Origin of the sequence: Ruegeria discodermiae, from assembly GCF_030758345.1 — a bacterium.
Classification (GTDB): domain Bacteria; phylum Pseudomonadota; class Alphaproteobacteria; order Rhodobacterales; family Rhodobacteraceae; genus Ruegeria_C.
In genome coordinates, this window is sequence record NZ_JAVAMO010000002.1 from 317,875 (window position 1) to 334,399 (window position 16,525).

A 16,525-nucleotide genomic window follows, 5' to 3' on the forward strand; every position below is an offset into this window, starting at 1 on the left:
TGCAGAGTGCAGTCCACGTGGAGACACTCCTGACAATTCACAATCACCAAATGCCAGCCTCAGGGCGAGTAGTAGTTCCAGTTCTGCCGCCCCCGCCGATACGCGCGGTCCTGCCACAGCCGGTCTTGCGTCACTGCTTTGGCCGGCTCGTCGTTCCAGAATATCTTGAGCGTGGACCCCTGAGGCCGGGCTTCCAGCACGATAAGCTCTTCGCGGGCATCCCCGGTCACATCGGCCGCATAGGTTCGCGCCGCCTCTGTCGGCCAGACCCGCAGGAATTCGCCTGTCAGCGCATCCACCAGCGCGATCTGACCGTCGATATGGCGCTCGGTCACAAACAGCAGCTGCCGCCCGGTCCCGTCCCAATGCACCGGGCGCACGAGGTCGATCCCGTATTCGCCACGGCGCGGGCTGCGCCCACCGCGCAGATCCACCTTGATACGGTCGTTCAGCCGCTGAAGGAAATTCGCCTCCGGGTCAGCGCGGCAATCGCCCACATGACACCAGCCCGGCGGAGCGGTGTCGCTTACCGACCAGGACGCGATCACGCTGCCATCCCCGGCCATCACCCACGGGTGGTTGCCGCAGGAGGAACGGGCAAAGACCTCCTCGCCGGGATGATCGGGATCGAACTCGCCCACCGCCAATTTGTCGGGGTCTTCCCTGCGGCGGCATTCGCCAATGGCCCAGATGCCGCCCGGTTCATGATGCCGCCACCAGCCCGGGCCAGTGACACCCATCACGATTGTCTCGTCGTTGCCATGCTGTTCTGCCAGCGCAATCTCCAAACCCGGCGCGGGTAATATGTCGCCCACCGCTAGGCTGTCGAAACTGTTCATTTTGGTGCCCTCACGCGCGGCAGAGCGCAGCACCTGCCCCGCAGAGTCCAGCAGGATCGGCCCCAGCACTTCGTCGCGGCCATCGCCATCCAGGTCCAGCACCCGAACAATGCCGTGCTCCACCCCCTGCCAATCGGTTACATGCCAAAACGTTTCACCGGTTTCCAGGCTGATGGCCCGCAATTCGTTCTGCGAGTATTGCAGCACCGCATCGCGATCACCGGTGCCGCGAAAATCGGCGATCGCCACTCCCTGCGCCCCTGGAAAGTCGTAGCTCCGTTTGATCTGACCGGTTCCGCCCTCGCGGATGACCAGCGTGCCATCGGGTCGCAGGTAGGCCAGTTCCTCGGCACCGTCGCCGTCCATGTCTCCTGCAATCGCTCCCGGTCCATGGGTGCCCGGAAATGAAAACCCCTGCGCGCTTTTGCCCAGATTGATGTTGTCCCGGATATGCCAGAGTGGCGCGCCCTTGTTCGAATAGGCCGCGATATGGCCCGGCGCTGTTATGAGGAAATCCATATTGCCATCCCCGGTCAGGTCATGGGCAAACAACCCGCCTTCCTTGGGCGAGGTGAGCGGGATATCAAGTTCGAACACCATCGGGTTTTCGGGATAAGGCGCCGCCAAGGCGGGCGACAGCCCGGCAAGCAGGCTGATCACGACCCAGATGATGCGCAAACCTTTGCGACCCATGAGATTACCTGCAGCGATTGGGACGTCCATTGTTGCGCGCCACCTGATTGCCCCAGCGCAGCAGGTTGACATTGCAATCGTCGCGGTCGATCGCCACCTCAATGAAGCACAAACCGTCCCGGCCTTGCGCCTCGGCGATGGCTTCATCCAACTCGCCCTCGGTGGTTGCCCGTGTATTCCAGGCCTTGCCCTCGCCCGCGCCAAACACCTCGATCAGCCGGGAATAGTCCCAGTTCTTGATCGTGTTATAGGGGCCATCATGGATTTCCACCTCAATCGTGTAGCCGCCATTGTTGATCAGGAAGATGATCGGGTTCGCATCATAGCGGATCATGGTCGAGATTTCCTGTGCGGTCAGCTGGAACGAGCCGTCACCGATGCAGGAAATCAATCGGCCATCGCTTTTGCCAAGCGCGTAGCCCAACGTTGCGCCAACCGACCAGCCGATTGAGCCATATTGCATCTGGATCTCGAACCGCGCTCCGTCGGGCAACGCAACATCTATGCCGTTGAACCAGGAATCGCCTGTTTCGACCAGCAGGGTGCTGTCGACCCGCAGCAGGCTCTCGATTCGTGCAAAAAGCTGGCGCACGGTCAACGGAGTTTCAGTGGCGCCGGGGGCGGGTACATGGCGCGGGGTGCGGACCCGCTCAAAGGCCTTGACTGCGCCGTCATTCGGAGCCAGCCGCCCGCTCAGCGCCTCCAGAAATTCGTCCATGCGCACATTGCTGTACCTTGTCTCGCCCAACTGGACCGAGATGGGATGCGCAATCACCGCCTTGGACCTGTCAAACCCAAGCTGATGACCCGTTGTTGTGTAGTCGGTAAAGACCGGCCCGGCAAAAAGCAGTGCGTCGGCTGCATCGACGATCTCACCGCAGCCCGGCGTGCTGACCGGGCCCCAGTAGATTCCCATGTAATTCTCGTGCGCCTCGGACAGAAAGCTCTTGGCATTGGGCATTGCCGCCTGTGCATAGCCGCAAGCATCGGCCAGAGCGCGCAGGGCCGGTTCCGCTCGCGCCGCGCGGGTCTTGCTGCCCGCGATCAAGATCGGGCGTGCGGCGGCGTTCAAAACCGTGGCCGCGTGATCGACGGCGGCGGCCAGAGAGCTCGGATCACTGGTGACCTGCCGGGCAAAGCTGCGGGAAATCGGCGCAGAGGTTGGCGCATTTGCGATATTCGAGGCGATCTCGATATAGACTGGCTTACGGCGCAGCATCGCGGTATCGATGGCCCGGTCAATCGCCACCGGGGCCAGCGAGGGGTGATGGATGCGCACTGCCTCGGCGGTGACCCGGTCGAAGATCTCGCGTTGATAGCCGTAATCGACCTCGCCCAGCGTGTGATGCAGATATTCCCACTCGGCCTCGGAATTGGTGTTGGGGCCGCCGGAAATGGCGATCATCGGCAGGTCCTCGGCATAGGCCCCGGCCACCGCGTTCAGCAGGCTCAACCCGCCCACCGAAAAGGTGACCACAGCCGCTGAGGGACCACCGGTTGCACGCGCATAGCCATCCGCGGCGTATCCTGCGTTTAACTCGTTGCAGCAACTGATCATCCGCAGGTCCGGATTGCTCAGCAACTCATCGAGTAGCACCAGATTGTAGTCTCCGGGCACTGCGAAATAGTCGCTGATCCCGGCCTCCTGCAAGCGCCGCGCCAGATATGACCCGACCGTCCAATGCTCTGATGCCATGGCAATACCTCTCGCGATTGTCCTCAAAAACTGGGAGCTGCTTCTAACCTAGAGGCCGGGTCGCGATCTTGGCAAGTTTGCGCAGCCGGAGGCCCAGCCTTCGCTTCTCCAATCGATAACTTATCGAGGGCCGATCCCCATCGAGCGTGTCAGGGTTCCCACGAGTAAGCGATTGAGCGTCGCGCTGGAAGTCAGATCGATATGCCCTCAGCAATCCGGAACTTTGACCTTGATCCCGAAGAACAGAAATCGGTGATCTGAACGGCAATCCTATCTAAACCACCCGCAATAGCTCCGCAGCTCAGGCCAGCGCAACCAGATGGTTGTCCCATTGGCACCCTGAATGGGACAGACCGGCGGGCCGCCCCTGCCCCAGCCGTCCGATCAGGCCGGTCCCGGCGGTGAAGAAAAACCCCGACGGCCCCGCGCCGAGCCCGCAGACATCCGCGATCTCATGCGCCCCAGCAAAACTGTGACCATCCGCATCGAACACATGCAGCGCGCCGCCGCGCGGCGCGGTAATCCCTACCCGCGTGCCATCGTGTGAAAAGGCTATGCTGCCCGCATAGCCTTGGGTCCGCGCCTGCTCCGCCTCTGGCGCGGCCAGAAACACCGGGTCAGAGCCGCGCCAGTGCAGACCCAGCAAGGGCGGATGCAACGTTGCTTCGCCCTGCCATTGCATCGCAAAACCCAGCAACCCGTCGTCGCGCAGCGCCAGATGGCGGATCGAGTTCTTGTGCTGGCTCGACGGTGGCGCAACTTGCTCCAGAATCTCACCCTCTGGCCCCATATAGGTCAGGCTCGGCTCCATGAAGGGCAGGTTCAGCTTGGCGCGCCCGGTATCGGGATGGGTCTCAATCCCGCCATTGGCCACGGCCAGTGTTTCGCCATCCGGCATCAGCACCATGTCATGCGGCCCGACCCCACCCGAAGGCATCTCGCCAATCCTGGCATACGCCCGCGCGGCATCCCAGAGCCCGATCACCCCCTGCCCTGCGTCATAATCGTTCTCGGTGGCGAACAACGTTCGGCCATCGCGCGAAAACACGCCATGGCCGTAAAAATGCCGCCCCGCAGGCGCATCAAGCGTAGCAATGCGCTGGCCGGACAGACAATTGATCACCAGTGCAAACCGGCCCGGCCTGCGGGCGAAGGCCACCGCCTCGGGCCGAAACGGATGGGCGGCGGCGGCATGACCCCTACCGGGCAGCGGCAGGTCAAAGACCATCTCACCCGAGGCACGCAGCCCAGCCAGGCGGTAGGAACCATCGGGAAACAGGGCGGCGGCCAGATAATCCGGCGCGCCGACCTCGGCCCAACCCGTTGCCGGTAGTGTCCCTGTTGCCGCGAGACCGGCAAGAAAACGGCGCCGCGTGGTCATCTCAATCTCCGTCCAGCGAATTGAACCCCGCCGCGACGCCCAGTTGCGGGCCAAGGCGGGTTGCGGCGATCGCGCGAATCTCGTCGATGCTGTTCCTCAGCGCCTCGACCCGGAACCGGCCCTGCGGCGTGGCGACGCCAGCGAAAACCGGATCCTCCAGCCGCTCGGCCAGCGCAATGCTGCGATCGAACGCGGCATCAAGTTCCGCCGCCGTCCCGGGATGCCCCTGCGAGAGCAGCGCCGCCAGTTCGCGCAGCGCGGCCAGCGACAGGATTACGTTGCGCAGCGACCGCTCCGAGCGGCGCGCCTCGGCGCGGTTCGGGCGCGGCTTGTCGAAACTGCCCATCGGGCGGCCCAGCCGTGTATCAGAGGTGAATTGCAGCCCCGTCGTGAGTGCCTTGAACAGTTCCTGCGCCGCTTCCTCGTCGCTGCGATAGCGGCTGTCGGGGCCGGGCGCGGTCAGCAGCGCGGCATAATGGGGCGCCCAGTCGGACAGGATATCGACCGCGATCCGGTCCATGTCCTCGGCAATGGCGCGGATCAGATCGCAGCGATAGCCGTCCTCGCCCGCCGTCGAAAGCTGGGCATCATACAGCAGAAACTCCAACGCAAAGAGGCCCCGCGCAGCTATAGACACCTCAGAAAACTGCGCCGGGTTCTTCACCGCCGGGTCCTGATCCGCGATCAGCGCTGACAGCGCTTTCGGCGTGAACCCTTTGGTGTCAGGCCAGAAGGCCATGGCAAAGGCGCGATCCTGCGTCTCGGTTGGGCCAAAGCGCAGATGTGACACGGCCATCCAGGCATCAAACGCGTCGTGATAGGGCGCCTCAAGGCCGGTGCAAGCCTCAACACTGGCAGCTTTTAGCGCCTCGGTGCGCTGCGCCAGCGTCTGAAACCCCGGCAGGACATGGCTGTCGACCACCTGCTGCACCAGAGGCGACTGGGCAAGAGCAGCACCGGGGAAGAACATCAGGCACAGGGCAAACACGCGTATCATCTAAAGGCTCTCCAGAAATCGGATCAGGGCGTCACGGTCACGTTTGGGCATCTCGATCACCGCATCCCGCTGGACCTGCGCCTCACCGCCATGCCACAGCACGGCCTCAAGCAGCGAGCGCGCGCGCCCGTCATGCAGAAACCGGGTGTGGCCCGAGACCTGCTCGGTCAGGCCGATGCCCCAAAGCGGCGGCGTGCGCCATTCCCGTCCGGTGGCGCGGCCCTTGGGGCGGTTATCGGCCAGCCCCTCGCCCATGTCATGCAGCAACATGTTGGTATAGGGCCAGATCAGCTGGAAACTGTGCTCGGGGCGGTCCTCAAGCCGATGGGTGACAAAGGCGGGCGAGTGGCAGGACACGCAGCCGGTCTCATTGAACACCTGCTTGCCGCGCAGCACGTCCGGGTCATCCACGTCGCGCCGGGCGGGCACGCCCAGATTACGGCTATAGAAACTGGTGAGGTCCAGCGCCACCTGATCCACCTCATGCACGCGCACCGGGTCGTCGCCATGCGGCGCGGCGAGGCAATCCACCTGCGCTTCGGTGCAATCACCCGCAGGCGCGGGAAAGAGCGGCGAGGAAATCCCGATATCGCCGGAAAATGCGGCCGCTGATTGCTGGCTTATGGTGGGCTGACCCGCCTTGTGTCCGAACCGACCCAGCATGGGGCGGCCTTGTTCCAGCGACCAGACGATATTGGCGCGGCCCGATATGCCATCGCCATCCGCGTCCTCGGGATCGGCGCGCGCCAGAATATCCGCCGTTGGAATGGCTTCCAGAAGGCCAAGCCCGATCATCTGTGGTGCGACGCGCGGGCTGAGCATCGCCTCAGGGTGCAACGGTCCATAACCGAGATCATCCACATGATAGATCGGCTTGCGCAATGTCGCCTGCTCGCCCTCCGACAGGGTCAGATCAATCACTTCATAGGTGATGCGCAGCGTGTATTCCGCCGAATGACCGGGCAAGGCGAAATCCTGCAGTTGTTCGCCATAGACCGGGTCGGGCTGCGTCGCCAGATAGCCCTCGATCGCTTCCGCGCCCGCCTCGCCGGGAACAGATATCCGCAGCAGGAAAGATACCGGGCTGTCATCGGGCGAAAGCGGCGGATGGCCGCGGCCGTCCTTGATGTGGCAGCGCTGGCAGGCGCGTGCGTTATAAAGCGGCCCCAACCCGTCAGAGGCCAGGGTCGATGAGGGCGACGACACCCAGATCTTCTTGAACAGCCCGTTGCCGACCCGGAAATCCAGCTCCTGCTCAAAGCTCAGATTGGCCGAGGGTTGCGAGAACGCATCCGCATCGCTGCGCGCCCGCACGGTGGCGGCCCCTGCAGACAGGTGTTCGAATTGCTGGGGTCGCGAAAAATCCGAGGCCGGGGCGGTGATGGCGGCGATCCGCGCGGTCTCTTCCTCGGTCCGGGGCAGAACGTTCAGATGCCGGTCGCGCAGCGGCGCGGTCTCTGTCTCTGCCGCGAAGCTGGCCGGGCCGATCAGCCCGGCCAGAACAACAAGGCTACTCAGCCTCATCCATTTTCGATGCGTTGAGCTGCGCATAGTTTTCCGCACCGATCCGGTCATGAAGTTCAAGCTGGGTTTCGAGGAAGTCGATATGACCCTCTTCATCGGCCAGCAACCCCTCGAACAGCGCCATCGAGACAAAATCGCCCACCGACTGGCAGTATTTCCGCGCCTCGGTGTAAAGCGCCTGCGCCTCCTGCTCGGCAGCCAAATCGCATTCCATGGTCTCCTTCGGGGTCTGACCAATCCGCAGCGGGTTCAGCTTTTGCAGATTGGGATGGCCTTCCAGGAAGATGATCCGCTCGATCAGCTTGTCGGCATGTTCCATCTCTTCGATGGATTCCTCGCGGCTTTTCTTGGCCATATGGCCCAGGCCCCAATCATCCTGCAGCCGGTAGTGCAGCCAGTACTGGCTGACCGCCGTCAGTTCGTGCCGGAGAGACTCGTTGAGGTATTCAATGACTTTGCTATCGCCTTGCATTCGCTGGGTTCCTTTGTTGCTCCGCCCCTAAGGGACCGGAGTTGAACGGGTATTTCCAAGTTATCGTTTTTTCTCATGGAGTCTAAGAAAAGTGGCATGCAGCCGCCGCAATCCGCGGCCTTGCCAAGTGCTCGATAAATTTTGCCCGGTGTGATCAGGGCCTGCGGGTCCGAGGCGCGCATCCAGTCGATGGCGGCGTCGATTTCGGTGTCCGAAATGTTTTGGCAGTGACAGACAATCATGGGTGCATCCTGATCAAACGGGCCGGGCGCTGGCTGCGCCCGGCGGTTACTCGTTACTGGAAAACCGCATCCGGGTTATCCAGGCTGTCAGAGCCTTCGATTTCCAGTTGATCGAGGCCAAGGGCGCTGACCACGCGTTCGATGCCTTTGGTTTGATCGACCAGACCGGCCACGCCGCCCATCACCAGCGCCTCGCCAGCGGCATTGCCGCGTTCCAGCATCTGATCATAGGCAAAGCCAGCCTCGGCAGCGGTCTTGATCCGCCCAAGCGCCAGCATCGTGTTGGCCAGTTTTAGCTTCATCTCAGCATCCAGCGCCGGATCGGCCTGGATCACCAGATCGCTCAGGCTAGGGCCTGAGACCAGCGTGCCATCCGCACCCACATATTGCCCCAAATAGACGTTCTGTACGCCCAGCCCGTCATAGTAATGGTCGTTATGGGTGTTGTCGGCAAAGCAGGAATGCTCTTCTTCGGGATCGTTCAGCATCAGGCCAAGGCGCATCCGCTCACCTGCGGTTTCGCCATAAGACAGCGAGCCCATGCCGGTCAGGATCGCCACAACGCCCGCATCTTCATTTGCGCTAAGCGCGCCGCGCGCATCGCCGCCCTCGGCCCATTGCGCCGCCATCCATTCCAGATCGCTCACCAACAGGTCGGTTGCCGCCTTCAGATAGGCCGCGCGGCGGTCGCAATTGCCATTGGTGCAATCCGCACCCTGGGCGTAGTCGGTCCAAGGGCGGTTGCCCGCGCCAGTGCCATGCCCGTTCAGGTCCTGACCCCAGAGCAGGAATTCGATGGCGTGATAACCGGTGGCCACGTTGGCCTCGATCCCGTCCGCCTCATGCAGGGTATCGGCCAGCAGGTCCGGCGTGATCTCACTGGCGTCGATTTCATTGCCCGACAGGTTGAAGTTCGGATTTGCAATTACGTTCAGAACCGCGAATTCATTGTCGTCGGTGGGTCCACCATACGAGGCGTCCACATAATCGATCAGACCTTCATCCAGCGGCCAGGCGTTCACCTTGCCTTCCCAATCGTCCACGATCGCATTGCCGAAGCGGTAGACCTCGGTCTGCTGATAGGGCACACGCGAGACCAGCCAAGCCGCCTTGGCCGCCTGCAGGGTTTCCGCCGAAGGGTTTGCGATCAGCGCATCGACTGCCGCTTGCAGCAGTTTCGCGGTTGCAACGCTGTCGCCATATTTCGCCGCCGCGATGTTCGAATAGTTGGCCAGCACATCAGCCTTGCTGACCTCGGCTGACGCTGAACCCGGCGCGCTCAGCGCAATCGCTGCAAACGCCGTCGAAAGAAGCGCAGTTCTCATCTGAAATATCCCTTGTTCTGCTTTGGTCCCGCTCTGCCCCCAGGACGGGACTCAGAAAGACGCGCCAAAACTGAGTAATTTAATCGGGATAGTCAACCCGAGTTTTTTACTCTGGATTGCAAATCCCTGTGTCCGAAAGACGCACCAGGGCAGCGGAACGGAAAGAATCTGTCAAAAAACCGTCACGTTAGCGCTGGCGCAGGGGCCTTGCTGGTGGCCAAGCAGGGCGAAACTTCTTATATGCACCCCGGACTCAACAAACCGGGGGCTATTCCCTTGTTCGATCTGCCAACGCTTCGCGCCTCGCTTTCCGACAAATACGATCTTGCGCCCTCGCCCGAGATCGCGGCTGAGCTGAGCCATATCTATGACCGGATGAGCCGGGTCGTCACGCCCGCCGACTGGGCGATCTATGCGCCATACGTCAAGGCGATCAACGCGCTCAAGAAAGAGCGTAACGCTGTGATCCTGGGCCATAACTACATGACGCCCGAGATTTATCACGGCATCTCCGATTTCGGTGGCGACAGCCTGCAACTGGCGATCAAGGCAACCGAGGTCGAGGCGGATGTGATCGTGCAATGCGGCGTGCATTTCATGGCCGAGACCTCGAAAATCCTGAGCCCCGAGAAAACAGTGTTGATGCCTGATATGGAGGCCGGTTGCTCGCTGGCCGAATCCATCACCGCCGAAGGCGTGGAAGAGATGCGCCGCCGCTATCCCGGCGCGCCGGTGGTCACCTATGTGAACACCACCGCCGAGGTCAAAGCGGCCTCGGATATCTGCTGCACCTCATCGAACGCCGCCCAGATCGTCGCCGCGCAAGACAGCGACACTGTGATCATGACGCCGGACCAGTATCTGGCGCAGAACGTGGCCAAGGAGGTTCCGCAGAAAAACATCGTCTGGTGGGAAGGCTCCTGCATCGTGCACGAGCAATACTCGGCCAAAGACCTGCGCGATTTCCGCGAATGGAACCCGGGCACACGCCTGATCGCGCATCCCGAATGCCCGCCTGACGTGGTGGCCGAGGCCGATTTCTCCGGCTCCACCAGCGGCATCATCAAATATGTCACCGACGAGAAGCCGGAAAAGGCGCTGTTGATCACCGAATGCTCAATGGCCTCGAACATCTCGGACCAGCTGCCCGAGGTTGATTTCGTCGGCCCCTGCAACATGTGCCCCTTCATGAAGAAGATCACGCTGGAGAAGGTGCTTTATGCCCTCGACACCATGACCGGTCAGGTCGAGGTTGACCCGAGCGTCGCCGACAAGGCGCGCCTGTCGGTGCAGCGGATGATCGACCTCAGCCATCAGCTCGGTATCTGAGTTCGTCCAATGCAGGAGGTCACCACCGAGAGGGTGGTTATTGTCGGCGCCGGGCTGGCCGCGATCTACGCGGCGCTGAAACTCGCGCCCCTGCCAGTGGCGATGATTTCGCCCGACCCGTTGGGCATGGGCGCAAGCTCGGCCTGGGCGCAGGGCGGGGTTGCCGCCGCGATGAACCCCGCCGACAGCCCCGCAGCGCACGCCGCCGACACGGTGCGCGCAGGCGCGGGCGCGGTGGATGCGGCTGTGGCCGAGTTTGTCACCCGTGCCGCGCAGGCGCATGTTCTGGACCTGACCGATCTCGGCACTGGCTTCGACCGGACGCCCGAGGGCGGCTATGTGCTGTCGCGCGAAGCCGCCCACAGCATGGCGCGCGTGGTGCGGGTCAAGGGTGACCAGGCCGGGGCCGAGATCATGCGCGCCCTGATCGCCGAGCTGCGGCGCACGCCATCGGTGCAGGTGCTGGAAGGCACCCAGGCCGTACGGTTGGAAACCGACGGCAATCGCGTCACCGGCGTCGTCCTGACCCGCTCCAATGAGGCTGGATCACAGCCCATCCTGTTGCGCGGGGTCGCCACGCTGCTGGCGGGCGGCGGATCGGGTGGGCTTTATGCGCTCACCACCAATCCCCCCCGCATTCGCGGTCAGGTGATCGGGATGGCGGCTCGCGCCGGGGCCGCCATTGCGGATGCGGAGTTTGTGCAGTTCCACCCCACTGCCATCGACGTGGGTGAAGACCCCGCCCCGCTCGCCACCGAAGCCCTGCGCGGCGACGGCGCCGTGCTGATCAACCGTGAAGGTCAGCGCTTCATGACCGGACTGCACCCCGAGGCTGAGCTTGCGCCGCGCGACGTGGTGGCCCGCGCCATCTACGCCCAAACACAAGCCGATCTGCGCCCAATGCTCGACACGCGTGACGCGATTGGCCCCCATATCCTGACCGAGTTCCCCATCGTGGCCCAGGCCTGCGCCCGCAACAAGCTGGACCCTGTCCGCCAACCCATCCCGGTCGCCGCCGCCGCGCATTATCATATGGGCGGGGTTGCCACCGACCTGAACGGGCGCACTACACTGGTGGGTCTCTGGGCCTGTGGCGAGGCCGCTTCGACCGGGTTGCACGGGGCCAACCGTCTGGCCTCGAACGGGCTCTTGGAGGCGCTGGTCTTTGCCCGCGCCTGCGCGCAGGACATCGCGCAAAACACCCCCCTGCCCGGTGGCGCGCCGCTGCTTGACCTTGATTTCCAGCCCGGCGGTCAGAGTGCCGACCCCGACTCCGTGACAAAACTGCGCCAGACCATGACTGACCATGTGGGCGTTGTGCGGGACGGCGACGGGCTGCGCCGCGCGCTGGCGATGCTCGCGACGCTGGAACAGAACCACGCTGCCTGCGACGCGTTCGAAAACATGATCGCCACCGCCACGCTCATTACCGCCGCCGCGCTCACGCGCGAGGAAAGCCGGGGCGCGCATTGCCGCGCGGATTTCCCCGACACCGACTCCGGGCCGGGCCGCCGCGCCCCGCTGCATTTGCGCGATGCACTGACACTCCGCGATCAGATCGCAAAGGACATGACATGACCCAAGCTCCCCTGCCCGATCTGGTTCTGGAACCGATGGTCCGCGCCGCGCTGCTGGAGGACCTCGGCACCAATGGCGACATCACCACCCGCACGGTGATTCCCACCCGCACCACCCATGCCGCGCGTCTGAATGCGCGCGAAGACGCCGTTGTCTCGGGCATGCAGGTGGCGCGCCTCGCCTTCCGCCTGATGGATGCCCACCTGTCACTTACCACCCTGATTGATGACGGCCAGCCCTGCCAAAAGGGCGACACTCTGATGGAGATCACTGGCAGCGCCGCTTCGATCTTGTCGGCGGAACGGGTGGCGCTGAATTTTGCCGGACGCCTCACCGGCGTCGCAACCCAGACCGCAGCGCTGGTGGCTGAGACCAAGGGCACCAAGGCGCGCATCACCTGCACCCGCAAGACCACGCCGGGCCTGCGCATCGTCGAAAAACAGGCCGTGCTGCATGGGGGCGGCTTCAATCACCGTAACTCGCTGTCCGACGCGATCCTGATCAAGGACAACCACATCGCGGCCGCTGGCGGCATCGCACCAGTGCTGGCGGCCACCAAGGCGCAGGCCTCACATATGGTGAAGGTCGAAATCGAGGTGGATACGCTGGATCAACTGGCCGAAGTGCTTCAGGTCGGCGGCGCAGATGTCGTGTTGCTCGACAACATGTCCTCCGACTCCCTGCGCGAGGCGGTCGCCATGATCGACGGGCGGCTGGTCTCAGAAGCCTCGGGCAATGTCACCCGCGAGACCGTGGCCGCCATCGCTGCAACCGGCGTCGATTATGTCTCTTCAGGCGCGCTAACCCATTCCTACCGCACCATCGATCTGGGCCTTGATTTCGGCTGATTTCCATTGAAATCAAATAATCTGCGGCGCGCGTTGGCTTATCAGGGGCTGGATCACCCAAAGCGGGAGCCCCCAGGCCAAGGCTGGCCCGCCATCAACATAAGCTCTTCTTAACACTCCAATAACAAACACCGCAGAGTGCCTTCCTAAGTTGGGATCAAGCTGACGCTTGGAATGCGTCACGCTTGATGGCTTTGTGCTGAGGAGGAGCGAAGGCATGAATATCGATGGTCAAGACCGCACACACAGCTTGCGTGCGCTCTTAGAAAGAGCGCGGAATGACGACGCCTTCAGCAAGCGTCTGGACCAAGATGCCAAATCTGCACTTGCGGAAATCTTGGGAGAGCTGCCAACCGGCCTGGATGTCAAAGTGGTACGGGACACTGCCGACACCAGATATGTCCATATTCCAGCTATGCCGTCGCAGACCGAGGTTTCGGATCAAGATCTGATGCAGGCGCAGGGCGGGTCGGGATTGTTTTGCGTCATCACGATGGGCGCAGGCACCGGCGTCGTTGGTTCCGTGTCGCTGATTGCCACTGCAATAATTGAGCAAACATAGACACTTGCCCGCTGTTACCAACCCGACCCAACCAGACCCGTCACCCGGAATTCGGGTAAACTAAAAGGAGCTCTCGACTATGGAAAACACTGGACGCGATCGCCCGCAAACAAACGCGAAAGACCTTTCAGCACAGGACGCGATAGAGATCAGCGATGCCGACCTCATGAAGCTGACGGGCGGAACGACGCCAGTTTGTTGGATGACCGTCGCCGTATATTCTGCCTCGCTGGCTGTTTCGGTCATCGAAACAACCAAAGAGATCACCAACAAGGATAACTAAGGCTTCGCGCCAATCGGGCGCGGCGAAGAAGAAACGTCAACATCGGAGGAGAAGATGACAGGCATCACTCACAAAACAAACCATGCCCGCTTCTTGCAGAGAGTCTGGAATGACGAGATATTCGCAACCGCGTTGCAAGAGAACCCAAGGGATGCGCTAAGCACCTATTTTGGAGACCTGCCGGATGATCTCGATATCAGGGTGGTCAGGGATACGGAAAATACCCGCTATGTTCACGTTCCCACGGCGCCTGAGGGTAGGGAGATTTCGGATGCGGATCTGGCATTGAGTCAAGGGGGAACCACGTTTGGGTGTTTGATGAGCGCAACGGTCGCAATATCGGCCACCGTGACGGTTTCGATGAGCGTGTCTGTCGAGTACGGGTAGTCTCGTCTGCTATACCCTCAAAAAACCGCGACGAGAGTTGATCTCGCGCCGCATACGGCCAAAGCCGAAGGATTTGGCTGGGACACACGCGAACTTGCGCGGGGCGATGCAGTCGAACTCACTGTGCGCGATGGTATGGAAACCAGCTGCTTTTGCGCCTTTCATCCGCATATGAAGGGTTTTTTATCGCTTAAACGCACTGGTCAGCGCGGCTTGGGAAACTTGTCTTCCGGCGGTGTTTGTGGATTGCTGATGTCCAAAGCTTCTTTGGAGAATGCCGCATGATCGAGCCGACCGTCTTAATGACCTACGCGTTGATAGTCTTGGGATTTGTTTTCATACCCGGACCCGCAACTCTGCTGACGGTCGCACGCGCAACAACCTCAGGGACCAAAGTTGGAATTGCCACGGGCGCAGGCATCACTGCGGGCGATTTTTTGCACACGATCATGGCTGTGGTTGGTATTTCAGCAATAATCGCGGCCTCTGCGACGCTCTTTACAATCGTGAAATATATCGGGGCCGGCTATCTGGTTTACCTCGGACTGAAGGCGATCTTCGAGAAAACACCTGTCGATCTCGGTCAGGGCCGCGTGAAAATCACCGCGCCTCAAGCGTTTAAGCAAGCCATATTGGCGGAGGTTCTGAACCCCAAAACTGCATTGTTCTTTTTGGCGTTCTTGCCTCAGTTCGTCGCGCCGGAAAGAGGCTATGTGGTGATGCAGCTCACGGTTTTGGGGGTCGTCTTCGCTCTGATCGGATTTTTCAGCACGATTGTCTATTCGGTCGCCGCAGGTGGGCTTGGCAATTTTTTGCGCCGCAACCCGATGGTGCTCAAGTGGCAGGGTAAAGTTGTGGGCAGCATCTATTGCGCGCTCGGCATTCGACTCGCCATGCAAGAGCGGTAAGGACCGTCTCGGGTTAGAACGGTTTGGCGTTTGGGCCAAGTTGACGGTTGAGGCGTTCATGAAACTCTCGTTTCGAGGACGCCTTTATGCTTGGTGCAGAGCGATCTAAGACGGGAAATTCAACTCTGAAACAAGTCTGTCAGAACGCCAAGGTTCTGCTCCAGATCAGAAACGCTATCGCCGCCAACCAGCATATAGCCGTATTTGCCATCTCCCCAATGCGCCGTTGCCAGACCGCTCAGAGTTTCTCGGGTCACACCCTTTTTGGCGGAAGAAGCATCGTCTGGCAGGATGCAGAAGGCGATGGGCAGCCCTTCGGGATCGGCAAAAACAATCTGCACCAAAGGTGTCCCGCCCAGCGACAGTATCTGCGCGCGTTTCAGCTCAAGCCCGGGCAATTCGGCAAGTTTTTCGCGCTGCAGAGACCGCCCCAGCTTGGCCTCTGCACGCGCAAACTGCGCATCCAGCACATCAGGCGCGGTGTCGAGTTGAGAGATGGTTTCAGGTGAATAGAGCGCCTGGTAGATCGCAACCTGTTCCCGCCAGTTCAACGCATCCGGCCGTGTCAGCCAGAAGGTCATGCCAAAAGCGGCAAGCCCCGCCACGACCGCCACCAGGGCCAAAGGCCCATATTTTGGGGATGCCTGCCCGGTTTCGATCTTGGGCGGAATGGCAAGGGAGCCCAGCCGGTCCTCACCGGGAAGCGGTTCGAATATCTCTTTCAGCGCTGGTGCGAACGGGTCGAGCGTGATCAAGCGATGTTCAAGTGCCGGATCAGCTTCCACCGCTGCCTCCAGGGCCTTGCAGGTCTCACTGTCAAGGTTGCCATCGAGATACGCTTGCAGGGTTTCATCCGAAGAGGTCATTTTACTTCCCGCCGCATCGTTGCGGCCTCGCGATGCTGAAGCACGGCTCTGAGTTTTTGCCGTGCCGCCGACAATCGGCTCATGATGGTTCCGATGGGCACGTCCAGAAGGCCGGCCACTTCACGATAGCTATACCCCTCGACAAAGACGAGCATTACCGTTTCACGCTGAACCGTTGGCAGTTCCATCACTTTGGTAAACACTTCAGCGGCGTAAATATTCGTTTCTGCGTCCGGACCACCTGCAATCAGGTCAACTTCGGGGGTTACGGCCAGCGATTGGGTGCGGCGGATCGTACGGGCGCGCACCTCGTTCAGCCAGATCGACCGGCAGATGGTCAGAAGCCAGGAATCCAGCCGCGCCTCTGATGTAACTTGCGCGTGACGTTCCAACGCGCGCAGACACGTCGCCTGCAGCAGATCATCGGCGACATCCGCGGCACCGGATAATGCCAGACCAAATCGCCAGACCTTGCGTTTATGCGTTTCGATCGCCGCCCGAACGGCGTGTTCTGATCTCATTTCCGTATCCACCGAATAAATCCGGACCTTTGGGTGTTTGTCAGACATGGGCCAAACGCTTGCTACTTGGCTGT

17 protein-coding genes are annotated in these 16,525 nt (G+C 61.5%); 7 read left to right on the forward strand and 10 right to left on the reverse strand.

Annotated features, from left to right (window positions below):
- Nucleotides 1-59: 59 nt before the first annotated feature.
- The 8 genes from Q5Y75_RS08475 to Q5Y75_RS08510 form a co-directional block, all read right to left on the reverse strand.
- Entirely contained in the window at nucleotides 60-1,562 is a 1,503-nt protein-coding gene (locus tag Q5Y75_RS08475) for an FG-GAP-like repeat-containing protein (protein WP_306196240.1), read from the reverse strand.
- Nucleotides 1,537-3,228 (reverse strand): thiamine pyrophosphate-binding protein, encoded by a 1,692-nt coding sequence (locus Q5Y75_RS08480; RefSeq protein ID WP_306196242.1) that lies wholly within the window; start codon nucleotides 3,226-3,228, stop codon nucleotides 1,537-1,539. The genes Q5Y75_RS08475 and Q5Y75_RS08480 overlap by 26 nt, the downstream gene beginning before the upstream one ends.
- A gap of 301 nt (nucleotides 3,229-3,529) precedes the next feature.
- Nucleotides 3,530-4,609: a DUF1513 domain-containing protein gene (locus tag Q5Y75_RS08485; RefSeq protein ID WP_306196244.1), complete on the reverse strand. Its 1,080-nt coding sequence runs from the start codon at nucleotides 4,607-4,609 to the stop codon at nucleotides 3,530-3,532.
- Between the two features lies 1 nt (nucleotide 4,610).
- Entirely contained in the window at nucleotides 4,611-5,606 is a 996-nt protein-coding gene (locus tag Q5Y75_RS08490; RefSeq protein WP_306196246.1) for an imelysin family protein, read from the reverse strand.
- A complete protein-coding gene (locus Q5Y75_RS08495) occupies nucleotides 5,607-7,130 on the reverse strand; it encodes a di-heme oxidoreductase family protein (RefSeq protein ID WP_306196248.1) in 1,524 nt (507 codons plus the stop codon).
- Entirely contained in the window at nucleotides 7,117-7,602 is a 486-nt protein-coding gene (bfr, locus tag Q5Y75_RS08500) for a bacterioferritin (protein WP_306196250.1), read from the reverse strand. The genes Q5Y75_RS08495 and bfr overlap by 14 nt, the downstream gene beginning before the upstream one ends.
- Complete coding sequence (locus Q5Y75_RS08505; protein ID WP_306196252.1) at nucleotides 7,545-7,844, reverse strand: (2Fe-2S)-binding protein; 300 nt, start codon at nucleotides 7,842-7,844, stop codon at nucleotides 7,545-7,547. Before Q5Y75_RS08505 ends, bfr begins: the two co-directional genes overlap by 58 nt.
- 53 nt (nucleotides 7,845-7,897) lie before the next feature.
- Nucleotides 7,898-9,169 carry an imelysin family protein gene (locus Q5Y75_RS08510; RefSeq protein WP_306196254.1) on the reverse strand — a complete coding sequence of 424 codons (1,272 nt, stop codon included), beginning with the start codon at nucleotides 9,167-9,169 and terminating at the stop codon, nucleotides 7,898-7,900.
- Nucleotides 9,170-9,445: 276 nt separating this feature from the next.
- On the opposite strand from Q5Y75_RS08510, the gene nadA reads away from it, so the two are divergent.
- From nadA to Q5Y75_RS08545, 7 genes are all read left to right on the forward strand, one after another.
- On the forward strand, nucleotides 9,446-10,498 hold the full coding sequence (gene nadA, locus Q5Y75_RS08515; RefSeq protein ID WP_306196256.1) for a quinolinate synthase NadA: 1,053 nt from the start codon (nucleotides 9,446-9,448) through the stop codon (nucleotides 10,496-10,498).
- A gap of 9 nt (nucleotides 10,499-10,507) precedes the next feature.
- Nucleotides 10,508-12,076, forward strand: a complete 1,569-nt coding sequence (locus tag Q5Y75_RS08520) for an L-aspartate oxidase (RefSeq protein WP_306196258.1) — start codon at nucleotides 10,508-10,510, stop codon at nucleotides 12,074-12,076.
- Entirely contained in the window at nucleotides 12,073-12,924 is an 852-nt protein-coding gene (nadC, locus tag Q5Y75_RS08525) for a carboxylating nicotinate-nucleotide diphosphorylase (RefSeq protein WP_306196259.1), read from the forward strand. Before Q5Y75_RS08520 ends, nadC begins: the two co-directional genes overlap by 4 nt.
- A gap of 217 nt (nucleotides 12,925-13,141) precedes the next feature.
- Nucleotides 13,142-13,486: a hypothetical protein gene (locus Q5Y75_RS08530; RefSeq protein WP_306196261.1), complete on the forward strand. Its 345-nt coding sequence runs from the start codon at nucleotides 13,142-13,144 to the stop codon at nucleotides 13,484-13,486.
- 79 nt (nucleotides 13,487-13,565) lie between these two features.
- Entirely contained in the window at nucleotides 13,566-13,769 is a 204-nt protein-coding gene (locus tag Q5Y75_RS08535) for a hypothetical protein (RefSeq protein WP_306196263.1), read from the forward strand.
- Between the two features lie 54 nt (nucleotides 13,770-13,823).
- A complete protein-coding gene (locus Q5Y75_RS08540; RefSeq protein ID WP_306196265.1) occupies nucleotides 13,824-14,156 on the forward strand; it encodes a hypothetical protein in 333 nt (110 codons plus the stop codon).
- A gap of 281 nt (nucleotides 14,157-14,437) precedes the next feature.
- The gene (locus Q5Y75_RS08545) at nucleotides 14,438-15,064 is read left to right on the forward strand and encodes a LysE family translocator (protein ID WP_306196267.1); all 627 of its coding nucleotides are present in this window, start codon (nucleotides 14,438-14,440) and stop codon (nucleotides 15,062-15,064) included.
- Between the two features lie 119 nt (nucleotides 15,065-15,183).
- Here Q5Y75_RS08545 and Q5Y75_RS08550 read toward each other — a convergent pair whose 3' ends face one another.
- The gene (locus tag Q5Y75_RS08550; RefSeq protein ID WP_306196268.1) at nucleotides 15,184-15,930 is read right to left on the reverse strand and encodes an anti-sigma factor family protein; all 747 of its coding nucleotides are present in this window, start codon (nucleotides 15,928-15,930) and stop codon (nucleotides 15,184-15,186) included.
- The gene (locus tag Q5Y75_RS08555; protein ID WP_306196270.1) at nucleotides 15,927-16,451 is read right to left on the reverse strand and encodes an RNA polymerase sigma factor; all 525 of its coding nucleotides are present in this window, start codon (nucleotides 16,449-16,451) and stop codon (nucleotides 15,927-15,929) included. The genes Q5Y75_RS08550 and Q5Y75_RS08555 overlap by 4 nt, the downstream gene beginning before the upstream one ends.
- Nucleotides 16,452-16,525: the final 74 nt, after the last annotated feature.